This window comes from Roseixanthobacter pseudopolyaromaticivorans (assembly GCF_043195145.2).
Taxonomy (GTDB): Bacteria; Pseudomonadota; Alphaproteobacteria; order Rhizobiales; family Xanthobacteraceae; genus NCEH01.
Map to the genome: position 1 here is coordinate 2,437,875 of NZ_CM195539.1, position 13,016 is coordinate 2,450,890.

11 protein-coding genes are annotated in these 13,016 nt (G+C 65.8%); 2 read left to right on the forward strand and 9 right to left on the reverse strand.

Going from position 1 to position 13,016, the window contains the following annotated elements; genetic code table 11:
• The first annotated feature begins 60 nt into the window (after positions 1-60).
• Positions 61-858: a crotonase/enoyl-CoA hydratase family protein gene (locus V5F68_RS11765; protein ID WP_394014916.1), complete on the forward strand. Its 798-nt coding sequence runs from the start codon at positions 61-63 to the stop codon at positions 856-858.
• Here V5F68_RS11765 and gcvA read toward each other — a convergent pair.
• Together gcvA and dnaE are read right to left on the reverse strand one after the other, a co-directional pair.
• Positions 843-1,754, reverse strand: a complete 912-nt coding sequence (gene gcvA, locus V5F68_RS11770) for a transcriptional regulator GcvA (RefSeq protein ID WP_394014917.1) — start codon at positions 1,752-1,754, stop codon at positions 843-845. The two genes, V5F68_RS11765 and gcvA, sit on opposite strands and share 16 nt — an antisense overlap.
• 16 nt (positions 1,755-1,770) lie before the next feature.
• Positions 1,771-5,211: a DNA polymerase III subunit alpha gene (gene dnaE / locus V5F68_RS11775; RefSeq protein WP_394014918.1), complete on the reverse strand. Its 3,441-nt coding sequence runs from the start codon at positions 5,209-5,211 to the stop codon at positions 1,771-1,773.
• A gap of 185 nt (positions 5,212-5,396) precedes the next feature.
• On the opposite strand from dnaE, the gene V5F68_RS11780 reads away from it, so the two are divergent.
• Positions 5,397-5,831 carry an EamA family transporter gene (locus V5F68_RS11780; RefSeq protein ID WP_394014919.1) on the forward strand — a complete coding sequence of 145 codons (435 nt, stop codon included), beginning with the start codon at positions 5,397-5,399 and terminating at the stop codon, positions 5,829-5,831.
• A 197-nt stretch (positions 5,832-6,028) separates the two neighbouring features.
• Here the strand turns inward: V5F68_RS11780 and V5F68_RS11785 are convergent, their stop codons facing one another.
• The 7 genes from V5F68_RS11785 to V5F68_RS11815 all read right to left on the reverse strand — a co-directional run bounded on the left by V5F68_RS11785 (position 6,029) and on the right by V5F68_RS11815 (position 13,016).
• Positions 6,029-6,739: an ABC transporter ATP-binding protein gene (locus V5F68_RS11785; RefSeq protein WP_394014920.1), complete on the reverse strand. Its 711-nt coding sequence runs from the start codon at positions 6,737-6,739 to the stop codon at positions 6,029-6,031.
• Complete coding sequence (locus tag V5F68_RS11790; protein WP_394014921.1) at positions 6,739-8,031, reverse strand: lipoprotein-releasing ABC transporter permease subunit; 1,293 nt, start codon at positions 8,029-8,031, stop codon at positions 6,739-6,741. The genes V5F68_RS11785 and V5F68_RS11790 overlap by 1 nt, the downstream gene beginning before the upstream one ends.
• Before the next feature lie 14 nt (positions 8,032-8,045).
• Positions 8,046-9,368, reverse strand: coding sequence for a proline--tRNA ligase (gene proS, locus V5F68_RS11795; protein WP_394014922.1), 1,323 nt, complete (start codon positions 9,366-9,368; stop codon positions 8,046-8,048).
• 454 nt (positions 9,369-9,822) lie between these two features.
• Positions 9,823-10,095, reverse strand: coding sequence for a DUF1467 family protein (locus tag V5F68_RS11800; RefSeq protein ID WP_348844932.1), 273 nt, complete (start codon positions 10,093-10,095; stop codon positions 9,823-9,825).
• Between the two features lie 13 nt (positions 10,096-10,108).
• Complete coding sequence (gene mce / locus V5F68_RS11805) at positions 10,109-10,513, reverse strand: methylmalonyl-CoA epimerase (protein WP_348844931.1); 405 nt, start codon at positions 10,511-10,513, stop codon at positions 10,109-10,111.
• Positions 10,514-10,572: 59 nt separating this feature from the next.
• Positions 10,573-12,240: a ribonuclease J gene (locus V5F68_RS11810; protein WP_394014923.1), complete on the reverse strand. Its 1,668-nt coding sequence runs from the start codon at positions 12,238-12,240 to the stop codon at positions 10,573-10,575.
• A gap of 8 nt (positions 12,241-12,248) precedes the next feature.
• Positions 12,249-13,016, reverse strand: coding sequence for a biotin--[acetyl-CoA-carboxylase] ligase (locus V5F68_RS11815; protein WP_348844929.1), 768 nt, complete (start codon positions 13,014-13,016; stop codon positions 12,249-12,251).

Here is a 13,016-nt window from a genome sequence, read left to right on the forward strand (position 1 = left end):
AGCCGGGCCGTGGCGGCCAGCTTTGGGGCACATTCAATGCCAGCCCCGATGGAGCCGCCCATGTCCACCCTGCACCCGGTCCTTTGCGACATCAGCGAAGGGATCGCCACCCTCACCCTCAACCGCCCGGAAAAACTGAACGCCATCGACTATGCGCTGGCCGATGCGCTGCTCGCTTTCCTCGACACGCTGGAGACCGACGACAATGTGAAGGCGGTGATTCTCACCGGTGCCGGGGAGAAGGCGTTTTCCGCCGGCGGCGACATCCATCAATTCTCCCGCAGCGTGCGCCTCGGCCCGCTCGGCGCGACCCGCGATTTCGTACGCCGCGGCCAGACCCTGACCTCGCGCATCGAGGCCTTTCCCAAGCCGATCATCGCGGCGGTGAACGGCATCGCGTTCGGCGGCGGCTGCGAAATCACCGAAGCGGCGCCGCTTGCCGTCGCGAGCGAAAATGCGCTGTTCGCCAAGCCCGAGATCAAGCTTGCCATGCCGCCCACCTTCGGCGGCACGCAGCGCCTGCCACGGCTTGCCGGCCGCAAGCGGGCACTGGAACTGCTGCTGACCGGCGACAGCTTCTCCCCGGCCCATGCCCTGGATCTCGGGCTCGTCAATAAGGTGGTGCCCCATGCCGAATTGATCCCCTCGGCCCGGGCCCTCGCCCACCGCATCATGCGGCACTCTCCGGTCGCGGTGAGCAGCATTCTCACGGCGGTCACGCGGGGCATCAACCAGTCGATCGGCGAAGGCCTGCAGGTGGAAAGCGAGCAATTCGCCCGCATGGTGCCGACCCACGACCTGCGCGAGGGGCTCGACGCCTGGATCGAGCGGCGCCAGCCGCGCTACATGGGCCGCTGAAGCGGTGCGCTTGGCTGCGGGGCGGCAAGTTCCTCCCGCAGCCAGGCGCGGAAGGCCGCAACCTCGCTCCGATGCAGCGAGGCGCGGTCGGCGAGCAGCCAATAGCCGGTGCGCGCCGCCATCGGCGGCCCGAGCACCGGCACCAGCCGCCCGGCCGCAAGATCGTCCGCGACGAGCGTCAGCCGCCCCATTGCCACGCCCAGGCCCTGCGCCGCCGCTTCCAGCGCCAGATGGATGCTGTCGAACTGCAGGCCGCGGGAAAAATCGATGCCGCCGATGCCGCGCATGGCGGCCCAGGCGTCCCAATCCTCCGAAACCTCGGTCACATGGAGCAGCGTTTGGCCGGCAAGGTCCGACGCCTCCCGCAGCGTGGCCGCCAAGGCCGGCGCGCACACGGGCACAAGGTGCTCGCGCACCAGGAGGTCGGCCGCGACATCCGGCCACCCGCCCTCCCCCATGCGGATCGCCACGTCCACGCCATCGCGCGGAAACTCCACGCTGCGATGGGCGGTATCGATGCTGACCTGGATGCCGGGATGGCGCGTCTGGAAGCGCCCGAGATGGGGGATGAGCCAGCGCATGCCGAACGTCGGCGCCACGCTCACCTTCAGCCGGTCGGCGGGGCGTCGACCGGGGACCGCTTCCGTCGCCGAGGCGATCTGCCCGAGAATATCCCGCACGCGCGGCAGGTAGGCCACGCCCGCGGGCGTGAGCACCAATTGCCTGTGCCCGCGCGCGAACAGCGGCACGCCGAGCCAATCCTCCAGGCCCTGGATGCCATGGCTCACCGCGCTCGGGGTGAGGTTGAGCTCCTCCGCCGCCAGCTTGAAGGAGAGATGGCGCCCCGCCGCTTCGAACAGGCGCAGCGCGTTGAGCGGCGGCAGCCGGTAGGCCATGGCCTGGGGCCGCGGCTCAGGCCGCTTCCACCGCGACCACACCCGGGATCGCCTTCAGCGCCCCGGCGATCTGCGGCGAAACCGGATATCGGCCGTCGAGGCGGATCTCCACCTCCGCTTTGCCCTGGTCCATCATCAGCACGAGGCTCACCTCGCCATCGCCCTTGCCGCCCGACAGGCGCTTGGCGATTCCCTCCAGGGGATCGACGGATTTCACAAAGATCCGCAGGCTCTTGTGGTGGCGGGCAGTGGCCGCGTCGAGTCGCTCGCACGTCTGGATGCGCACCCGCACGTCCTCGCCCTGAAGCTCCGCGTTCACCATCATCAGCAGCGGCGTGCCGGGCTCCAGCAGGTCGCGATAATGGGCGAGCCCTTCCGAGAAGATCACCGCCTCGAAATGTCCCGAGGGATCGGACAGCCCAACGATGCCCATGCGCGTGCCGGACTTGGTGCGCCGTTCCTGCTTGGACACCACCGTCGCCGCAAGCCGCCCGGCGACCGCCCCCGCGCGCACGCCGCGAGCGAAATCATTGAACGGCTGCACTCGGAGCTTGCGCAGCGATTCGGAATAATCGTCCAGGGGATGGCCCGTGAGGAAGAAGCCGATGGAATCATACTCGCGCTGCAGCCGCTCCGCCGGCTCCCAGGGCGCGGCATCCGGCAAGGGCAGTTCGGCCTTCACGGGACCCGAACCGAACATGTCGTTCTGGCCCAGCGCCCGCCCCTGCTCCTCGCGCGCGGCATGGGCGGCGATGGAATCGAGGGCGGCGAAGACGCGCGCCCGATTCTTCTCCAGCACGTCGAAGCAGCCCGCCGCCACCAGGCTTTCCAGCGTGCGCTTGTTGACCAGCTTGGCCGGCAGGCGATCCGCGAAATCGGAGAGGCTCTTGAATGGACGCTCGCCCCGCGCCGCCACCAGCGCCTCCACGGCATGCCCGCCCACGCCCTTGATCGCCGCCATGGCATAGATGATCTTGCCATCCACCACGGCGAACTCGCGGGTGGAGAGATTGATGTTGGGCGGCACCACCTCGATGCCGAGCCGCTGCGCCTCCTGGCGGAATTCCGCGAGCTTGTCGGTATTGCCCATGTCCAGCGTCATGGAGGCGGCGAGGAATTCGGTGGGATAGTTCGCCTTCAGCCATGCGGTCTGGTAGGCGACCAGCGCGTAAGCCGCCGCGTGGGATTTGTTGAAGCCGTAATCGGCGAACTTGGCCAGCAGGTCGAAGATGGTGTCGGCCTGCGCCTTCGGGACGCCGCGCTCGCTGGCGCCGGAGACGAAGCGCTCGCGCTGCTTTTCCATCTCGGCGCGGATCTTCTTGCCCATGGCGCGCCGCAGCAGGTCCGCTTCGCCGAGCGAATAGCCCGACAGCGCCTGCGCGATCTGCATCACCTGTTCCTGGTAGATGATGACCCCGAAGGTTTCCTTCAGATAGGGCTCGAGCTTGGGGTGGATATAGTCCGGCTCCGCGCGCCCGTGCTTGCAGTCGCAATAGACCGGGATATTGGCCATGGGGCCGGGGCGATAGAGCGCCACGAGGGCGATCAGGTCTTCCACCCGGTCGGCCTTCATGTCCACCAGCGCGCGGCGCATGCCCGCGCTTTCCACCTGGAACACGCCCACCGTCTCGCCCCGCGCCAGCATGGCGTAGGTCTTGGGATCGTCGAGCGGGATCTTCGAGATATCGAGGTCGATGCCGCGCTGATGCACCAGCTTCACGGCCTTCTCGATGGTGGTCAGCGTCTTCAGGCCGAGGAAGTCGAACTTCACAAGCCCCGCCTGCTCCACCCATTTCATATTGTACTGGGTGACCGGCATGTCGGACTTGGGGTCGCGATAGAGCGGCACCAGTTCATGCAAAGGCCGGTCGCCGATGACGATGCCGGCGGCGTGGGTTGAGGCGTGGCGGTTCAGCCCTTCCAGGCGCACGGCGATATCGAACGCGCGCTTGACCACCTCTTCCTCGGCCTGGGCGGCCTGCAGGCGCGGCTCGTCGTGGATCGCCTGCTTCAGGGTCACCGGCGCGGCGGGGTTTTGCGGCACCAGCTTGCAGAGCTTATCCACCTGGCCATAGGGCATTTCCAGCACCCGGCCCACATCGCGCAGCACGCCGCGCGCCTGGAGCGTACCGAAGGTGATGATCTGCGCCACTTGCGCCCGCCCATAGCGCTGCTGCACGTAATTGATCACCTCGTCGCGGCGCTCCTGGCAGAAGTCCACGTCGAAGTCGGGCATGGACACGCGGTCCGGGTTCAGGAAGCGCTCGAACAGCAGGCCAAAGCGCAGGGGGTCGAGATCGGTGATCTGGAGCGAATAGGCCACCAGCGAGCCGGCGCCCGAACCACGGCCCGGTCCCACCGGGATGTCGTGCGCCTTCGCCCATTTGATGAAGTCCGACACGATGAGGAAGTAGCCGGGAAACTTCATCTTGGTGATGACGGACAATTCGTAGGCGAGGCGCTCCTCATAGACGGAGACATCGAGCCCCGGCGCGGGGCCGTGCTTGGCGAGGCGCGCCACGAGCCCTTCCTGCGCCTGCCGCTCCAGTTCCGCCGCCTCTTCCGCCAGCGGGTCGCCATCGCCGCCGCCGGTGGTGAAGCGCGGCAGGATGGGTTTCACCGTGCGCACCCGATAGGCGCAGCGCTGGGCGATCTCCACCGTATTCGCCGTCGCCTCGGGGAGGTCGGCGAACAGGGTCAGCATCTCCTCGCGCGTCTTGAAGCGATGGTCCGGGGTCAGGCGCGGACGCGCGCCATCGGCCACCACACGGCCACCGGCGATGCAGCCCAGCGCGTCATGGGCTTCAAAATCCCCGTGCGAGCCAAAGAACGGCTCGTTGGCGGCGACCAGGGGCAAGGCGCGCGCATAGGCAAGGTCCAGCAATTGCGGCTCGACGATGCGCTCGATCTCCATGCCATGGCGCTGAAGCTCCACATAGAGGCGGTCGCCGAACATCTGCGCCAGCATGTCGAGCCGCTCGGCGGCAAGATCAGGATGACCGCCGGCGAGCGCACGGTCGATGGGGCCGTTTGGGCCGCCGGTCAGCGCGATCAGCCCTTCATTGGCTTCGCGCAGCCAATCGAGGGAAATGCGCGATTCCTCATCGCTCGGCGTTTCCATGAAGGCCCGGGAGACCAGCTTCATGAGATTACGCCAGCCGGTCTCGCGCGCCGCGAGCAAAACCAGGCGCGGCTTCCTCTGCGGCAGGGCGCCACGCGGGCCGGGCGCCTCGGGAAGATCCACCGCCAGCGAACAGCCCATGATGGGCTGAATGCCCGCCCCCGCCATTTTCTCGGAGAATTCCAGCGCGCCGAAAAGATTGCCGGTGTCGGTCAGGGCCAGAGCAGGCTGGGAATCCGCCTTCGCCAGATCCGCCAGCTTGCCGAGCGAAAGCGCGCCCTCCAGCAGCGAATAGGAGGAATGGACATGGAGATGGACAAAGCCGGGAGTGCGCATGGATCTTCCAGGGCGATACGCGCGGATGCCGCGTGCGAGTCGCGATCTCGCATTCTATTCAGATCGGACGCCAGACCGCCAAGGGCAAGTCCAACCTCCCGCGTGCCGCCGCTATAGCATTTTCCTTTGTCCGAGCCGCGCGATCCGCGACAGTCGGGCCGGTCGCGGCGGTGAAGGGGAAAAAGGTGCGGACATTCATCGGCAGCTGGCAGTTCTGGGCGCTCGGCGCGGCCGTGTTCGCGGCGCTCACCGCCATCTTCGGCAAGATCGGCGTCAGCGCGGTCCATAGCGACCTCGCGACCCTCATCCGCACCGTCGTGATTCTCATCATCATCACGCTGATGGTGCTGGCGGGGCGCGCCTGGCAGCCGCTCGATACCATCTCCGCGAAGACCTGGCTGTTCCTGGTGCTGTCCGGCAGCGCCACGGGCGCGTCCTGGCTCTGCTATTTCCGCGCCCTGCAGATCGGCGAGGCGGCGAAGGTGGCGCCGCTCGACAAGCTCAGCGTCGTGATGGTGGCCGTGTTCGGCGCGCTGTTCCTTGGCGAGCGCCTCTCGCTGGTGAATTGGGCGGGCGTCGCGCTGATCGCCGCCGGCGCCATCCTGGTCGCCCTGCGCTGACCCGCCGGGCGGCGCGAGCTGCGTGGCGCGCCGGAAAACCGGCATGTCCCGCGTGGAGCGAAGGGGCGCCGAAATCTGCGCCGAACTTTCACCGAAATCGCGGTTCCATCGGGCTGAAGAGCTGCGAGATGGCCCAATAAACCGAAGTTCCTCCGCGCCAAGTCATTGTTTCACGTGAAACATTTTTGCGGGCGCACCTACTCCAGCTCGATAATCCGCCCGTCTATCACGGTCACGCGCCGGTGCATGCGCGCCGCCAATTGCAGATTATGCGTGGCGATGATGGCCGCGACCCCAGTGGCATGGACCAGTTCGGCCAGGGCCGCGAACACATGGTCGGAGGTCTTGGGATCAAGATTTCCGGTCGGCTCGTCCGCCAGCAGCAGGCGCGGCGCATTGGCGAGGGCGCGGGCAATGGCGACGCGCTGCTGCTCGCCGCCGGAAAGCTCGGAGGGACGGTGTGTCAGGCGCTGCGCCAGCCCGAGATAGCTCAGCAGATCCTTCGCCCGCGCCGCCGCATCCTTCTTCGAGAGGCCGCGGATCATCTGCGGCATCATCACGTTCTCCAGCGCCGAGAATTCCGCCAGCAGATTGTGGGATTGATACACGAAGCCCACATGCACCCGCCGCATGCGGGTGCGCTCCCGGTCCGGCAGCTTCACGGTGGGCTGGCCGTCGATGAACACCTCGCCCTCGTCGGGATGTTCCAAAAGCCCGGCCATATGCAGCAATGTGGACTTGCCCGAACCCGAAGGCGCGACCAGCGCCACGGATTGGCCGCGCTCGACCACGAGGTCGGCGCCGCGCAGCACCTCGATGGTGCCTGCGCCCTGGGCGTAGCGCCGCCCGACTCCGGCAAGCGCCAGGGCGGCTGGAGTGGGCTCGGTCTGGAAGGGAGAGGTCGCCATCACTCGTATCTCAACGCTTCCACCGGATCGAGCCGCGCGGCCCGCCAGGAGGGATAAAGGGTGGCGAGCAACGACAGCACAAGGGCCATGACCACGACCGAGGTCGTTTCCCAGGCATTCATCTCCGCCGGCAAGCGGCTGAGATAATACAGCTCCGGCGAGAACAGCTCCGTGGACGTGAGATAGGAGATGAAGCGGCGGATTTCCTCGATGTTCAGGCACACCAGGACCCCAAGCCCCAGACCCACCATCGTGCCCACCACGCCGATGCTCGCGCCGGTGATGAGGAACACGCGCATGATCGCCCCTTGCGTCGCGCCCATGGTGCGCAACACCGCGATGTCGCGTCCCTTGTCCTTCACCAGCATGATGAGGCCGGACACGATATTCAGCGCCGCCACCAGCACGATCAACGTGAGGATGAGGAACATCACGTTGCGCTCCACCTGGAGCGCGTTGAAGAAGGTGGCATTGCGCTGGCGCCAATCCACCAGATAGACCGGCCGCTCCGCGGCCGCCTGGATCGCCGGTTTCAGGATGGCCACGTCGTCGGGATTGTCGATATAGACTTCGATGGCGTTCACGTCGTTGGGGCGGTTGAAATAGGCCTGCGCCTCCGGCAGCGGCATGAAGAGGAAGGCGCTGTCATATTCCGACATGCCGATCTCGAACACCGCCGCGATCTTATAGACCTTGATGCGCGGCGACGTGCCCATGGGGGTGACGGCGCCCCGCGGTGCCACAAGGGTGATGTTATCGCCTGCCCTCAGGGCTAGCTGGTCGGCGAGGCGCTTGCCGATCGCCACGCCCTGCCCCTGGTCGAAGCCTTCCAGGCTGCCCTGGCGAATATTGTTGGCGATCGACGGCAGGCCGCGCAGGTCCTTCTCAGACAAGCCCCGCGCCAGCACGCCGCTGGCGTTATAGGGCGAGGAGGCCAGCGCCTGTCCTTCCACCAGCGGCACGGCGAGCCGCACGCCGTTGAGCTTGGCGATCCGGTCCGCCACCGCGATGTAATCGGTGAGCGGCGTTTCCAGCGGCTGCACCAGCAGATGACCGTTGAGACCGAGGATCTTGCCGAGCAATTCCTGCCGGAAGCCGTTCATCACCGCCATGACGATGATGAGGGTGGCGACCCCGAGCACGATGCCTAGAAACGAAAAGCCGGCGATCACCGAGATGAAGCCTTCCTTGCGGCGTGCCCGCAAGTAGCGCAGGGACAGCATCCACTCGAAGGCCGAAAACGGCCGCGTGCCCGTCGGTTCTTCCGAGCGGGCCGCAGAAGCTGGAGCCATGCGCTGGCCTCCCGTCATTTCTTGAGCCTTTCATAGGCGTCCGCGATGGACATGAGTTCGCGCGAGCCGTCGGAGCGGCGCTTCAGCTCGACCTTGCCCTCGGCAAGGCTCTTCGGCCCGACGAGGATTTGCCACGGCAAGCCGATGAGATCGGCGGTGGCAAATTTCGCACCCGCCCGCTCCTCGGTATCGTCATAGAGCACATCGACGCCGCTGGCGGTGAGCTTCGCGTAAAGCTCGGCGCAGGCACCATCGACCGCCGCATCACCCACCTTGAGGTTCAGGATGCCCACCTGGAACGGCGCGACCGCGTCCGGCCAGATGATGCCGTTCTCGTCATGGGAGGCTTCGATCATCGCCGCCACCAGCCGCGACGGGCCGATACCGTAGGAGCCCATGTGGATCGGATGCTCGGCGCCATCGGGGCCCTGCACCTTAGCACCGAAGGGATCAGAATATTTGGTGCCGAAATAGAAGATGTGCCCCACCTCGATGCCGCGCGCGGCCATGCGGCGCGCCTCGGGGATGGCGGCGAAGGCGGCTTCGTCGTGCTTTTCTGAAGTGGCCGCGTAGAGCTTCGTCCACTGGTCGAACACGCCCTGGAGCTGGGCGGCATCGTCGAAATTCACGTCGGCGGCCGGCGGGGCGAGATCCAGATAATCGGCATGGCAGAACACCTCGCTCTCGCCGGTGGAGGCGAGAATGATGAATTCGTGCGAGAGATTGCCGCCGATCGGCCCGGTATCGGCCACCATGGGAATCGCTTTCAGCCCCATCCGCGAGAAGGTGCGCAAATAGGCGACGAACATCTTGTTGTAGGAATGGCGGGCGCCTTCCGCATCGAGGTCGAAGGAATAGGCATCCTTCATCAAAAACTCGCGCGAGCGGTAAACGCCGAAGCGCGGGCGCACCTCGTCGCGGAACTTCCACTGGATATGGTAAAGGTTCAGCGGCAGGCTCTTGTAGGATTTCACATAGGCCCGCACGATCTCGGTGATCATTTCCTCATTGGTCGGGCCGAACAGCATCTCGCGATCGTGCCGGTCGCGGATGCGCAGCATTTCCTTGCCATAGTCGTCATAGCGCCCGCTCTCGCGCCACAGGTCCGCCGACTGGATGGTGGGCATCAACATCTCGTTGGCACCGGCGCGGTTCTGCTCTTCGCGGATGATGTTGCAGATCTTGGTCAGCACCCGGTGACCGAGCGGCAGCCAGGCATAGATGCCCGCGCTTTCCTGCCGCACCATGCCGGCGCGCAGCATGAGCCGGTGCGAGACGATCTCCGCCTCCTTCGGGACTTCGCGAAGGATGGGCAGAAAATAGCGGGATAAGCGCATCTGGATGACTCTGCGGCTGGACGTTTCAAAGGCGTGGCGGAGAGAAAGCGGAACGGTCGGCAAAATACAAGCCCGCCGGAACCGCCTCCGTGCTGCGTCGCAACAAATCATCTATTGCGGCGCAAGGATGACAAAGGCGTAAATCTTGTTCTACTTTGACCGTGCCAAAAGAAAGGGGACCGCCATTGTGCTCGAGCGGCACGATGGGGAGGGTCCGGGTCTCGGGAGGATCATCAACAACAAGCCGACCGACGACCGTCAAAGATGGCGCGCGTAATTCGGGAACGGCAGCACTGAAGGATCGAGCGGCTGCACCCGCGGCGAACCAGAATTAAGGTGCATTAAAACGAGAAAAAGGCGAGACCTCGGTCTCGCCTTTCTTTTTTCATCCGCGCGTTTCGGTACCGGCTCCCGATGATTCACGCGGGGCGCGAATCTCCGGCGCGCCGCCCGCTCACTCGTCGCTGATGCTGAACGGCATGGGAAAATCCTCAAGCGTGAGGATGCCGTTCATGACGATATAGAACAGCCCGAAGGTGACCACCGCCGCCACCAGCGTGGTCGCAGCCACCTTGCGCATCAGGAACGGGCGCGTCGGCGCGCCGGGATCGGTGCCGGGATCCACATCATCGGCCTCGGCCTGAGAGCGCACGCCGAACGGCAGGACAGCGAACAGCACCGTCCACCACACGATGAAATAGATGGCGAGTACCGATCCGATCTTCACAGGTTTCGCGTCCTCAGGCCTGTTCCAGCTCCACGAGAGTGCCGTTGAAATCCTTCGGGTGCAAGAACAGCACTGGCTTGCCGTGCGCGCCAATTCTCGGCTCTCCGCTGCCGAGAACCCGCGCGCCCGTCGCCTTCAACTGCTCCCGCGCCGCGAGAATATCCTCGACCTCGTAGCAGATGTGATGGATGCCCCCGTCCGGGTTGCGCTCCAAAAACTTCAGAATCGGGGAATCCGCACCGAGTGGCTCCAGCAACTCGATCTTGGTGTTGGGCAGGTTGATGAAGACCGTGCTCACGCCATGTTCGTGCTGCGGCACAATCTCGGAGACATCCGCCCCGAGCGTGTCGCGATAGAGGGCGGAGGCCGCCGCGATATCGCGCACCGCAATGGCCACGTGATTAAGCCGGCCGATCATGAACCCCTCCTGAAGCACCGTTGAGCCGCGGGCGCCGCCTTGGCGCACGCAGCCTCGCATCAAACTTCGAGAATGTGGACGTGGCAAACCGGCTTTTTGCCCCACAGGCCATTCACCGCAGCCCGCACTGCGCGTTCAATGGTCTCGGCAAGGGCATCCGGGTCGCGGCGGCGGGCACGCGGCAGGCCGTTCATGGTGGCGACCACCGTATCGAACACATGGTCGAGCATATCGATGCCGCCCTCCCCGCGCTCGGGAATGCCGGTCAGCTCCAAGGCGGGCTCGCCCACGAGCGCGCCCTTCTGGTCCACGGCGAGCGCAACCGAGACGACGCCCACAAACCCGAGGCGCCGCCGCTCCGGAATGGTCGAGGCGGTGTCGGATACCAGGAGCCGTCCGTCCTTATAGAGGCGCCCGAACGGGATATCGTCCACCCGCTCCGCCGGCCCGGGGGCAAGGCGGATGACGTTGCCGTCGAAGCAGCTCACCACTTCCGGCACACCGACACGCCGCGCGAGGGCCGCATGCTCGGCAAGATGCATGGGTTCGCCGTGCACAGGCACAGACACCTGTGGGCGCACCCAGCCGTACATCTGCTCCAGCTCGCCGCGGCGCGGATGGCCGGACACATGCACCAGGGCGTCCCGGTCGGTCATGACGCGCACGCCGCGCTTCACCAAGCCGTTGATGACGGTGTTCACCACCTTCTCGTTCCCGGGAATGGTCCGGGAGGAGAACACTACGAGATCGCCCTTCGACAAGGCGATCTCCGGATGATCGTCTGTGGCGATGCGGCTCAAGGCGGCCCGGGGCTCGCCTTGCGAACCGGTCAACAGCGCCACGACCTTGTCGCGCGGCAAATAGCCGTAGGCGTCGGCGCCACGAAACGGCGGGATGCCGTCGAGCATGCCGTGTTCGCGGGCAACGCCAATCACCCGCTCCATAGCCCGCCCGACCACCACCACTTCGCGGTCAGCGGCCAGCGCCGCCTCGGCGATGGAGCGCACCCGCGCCACGTTGGACGAGAAGGTGGTGAAGCAAATGCGGTGCTTGGCGTTTGCTACGATTTCCTTCAGCGTCGCGCCGACATCCGCCTCCGAAGGCGAAACGCCGTCACGGATGGCATTCGTGGAATCGCAGATGATGGCGCGCACGCCCTCATCGCCCAGCGCACTCAGCCGAGCGATATCGGTGACCGAACCGACAACCGGGGTCGGATCGAGCTTCCAGTCGCCCGTATGCAGGACCAGCCCCAGCGGGGTGCGCAGAGCAACCGCGTGGCTATCGGGAATCGAATGGGCGACCGGGATGAATTCCACCTCGAACGGGCCGATGGAAATCTTCGCCCCTGCCCGCACGACCGTGACCGGGATGTTCGGCGCACCCGGCTCTCCCCACCGCTTCGCCTCAAGCAGGCCGGCGGTAAAAGCGGTCGTATAGATCGGACATTTCAGGCGCGGCCACAGGTCGATCACCGCACCCACGTGATCCTCGTGCCCGTGCGTGAGGATCAGCCCGACGATGTTCGCCTTTTCCTTTTCCAGGAAACGAATATCGGGCAACACGAGATCTACGCCCGGCGCTTCATCCCCGGCGAAGCTCATGCCGAGGTCCATCATCAGCCATTTGCGGGCACGCCGCGGGCCGAAACCATAAAGACCAAGATTCATGCCGATCTCCCCCACCCCGCCTAGGGGTGCGAAGACCAGCTCGTTCTGTTCCGCCATGTGACCTATCATTCCGCCTTCGGCAGGGAGACATCGCCGGCGGTGATGATCTCTGCAATTCCGTCCCGCCGCCGCAACATCATGGCGCCGCGGGCATCAATGCTCTCGAAACGTCCCGTCACTTCCCGCTCGCCAATGCGCACCGTGACCGTATCGCCGATCGCGAGGGCGTGGCGCATCCAGTCCGTGCGGACCGAAGGAAAGCCGTTGCCGCCATTCCATTGGTTGAGGCGCACCGCCATGGCCCGGTCGAGGGCTTCCAGCACCCGGTCCGGCGCCGTCGGGGCACCAGCCGCTTCCAGGCTGGTGGCCCGATAGGGCAGGTCCTCGGGATGGTGAAGGCAGTTGACGCCGAACCCGATGACCGCCGCCGGGCGCCCCGCCGCGTCGGTGCCGCCTTCCACCAGGATGCCGGCGAGCTTGCCACCATCCAGAATCAGGTCATTTGGCCATTTCAGTTTGAGCCCATCCGTGGTCAGCAGCGGCGCGGCTGCCAGCACGGCATCGCGCAATGCGAGGCCGGCGACGAAGCACAGCTGCGCCACGTGCGCGACCGGGGCCGGATTCGGCAAAACGAGCGTTGCAAAGAGATTGCCGAGCTCACTCGTCCAGGGCCGGCCGCGCCGGCCGCGCCCCGCGCTCTGAATATCAGCAACCAGCCAAACGGGCATGGCCTCACCACGGCTGAGCCGCGCGAGACCTTCCGCATTGGTCGAGCCGATCTCGGTGAATCGGACGATGGGGATCGTGGAGCTTTGAAAACGCTGCGCCGCCAT

Excerpts from the sequence above, each read along its gene's own strand:
- proS (WP_394014922.1), bottom strand. The coding sequence starts at position 9,368 with ATGCGCTTATCCCGCTATTTTCTGCCCATCCTTCGCGAAGTCCCGAAG.
- V5F68_RS11810 (WP_394014923.1), bottom strand. The coding sequence starts at position 12,240 with ATGGCGGAACAGAACGAGCTGGTCTTCGCACCCCTAGGCGGGGTGGGG.
- V5F68_RS11815 (WP_348844929.1), bottom strand. The coding sequence starts at position 13,016 with ATGGCGGCGCAGCGTTTTCAAAGCTCCACGATCCCCATCGTCCGATTC.
- gcvA (WP_394014917.1), bottom strand. The coding sequence starts at position 1,754 with ATGGCCTACCGGCTGCCGCCGCTCAACGCGCTGCGCCTGTTCGAAGCG.
- V5F68_RS11765 (WP_394014916.1), top strand. The coding sequence starts at position 61 with ATGTCCACCCTGCACCCGGTCCTTTGCGACATCAGCGAAGGGATCGCC.
- V5F68_RS11790 (WP_394014921.1), bottom strand. The coding sequence starts at position 8,031 with ATGGCTCCAGCTTCTGCGGCCCGCTCGGAAGAACCGACGGGCACGCGG.
- dnaE (WP_394014918.1), bottom strand. The coding sequence starts at position 5,211 with ATGCGCACTCCCGGCTTTGTCCATCTCCATGTCCATTCCTCCTATTCG.
- V5F68_RS11785 (WP_394014920.1), bottom strand. The coding sequence starts at position 6,739 with ATGGCGACCTCTCCCTTCCAGACCGAGCCCACTCCAGCCGCCCTGGCG.
- mce (WP_348844931.1), bottom strand. The coding sequence starts at position 10,513 with ATGATCGGCCGGCTTAATCACGTGGCCATTGCGGTGCGCGATATCGCG.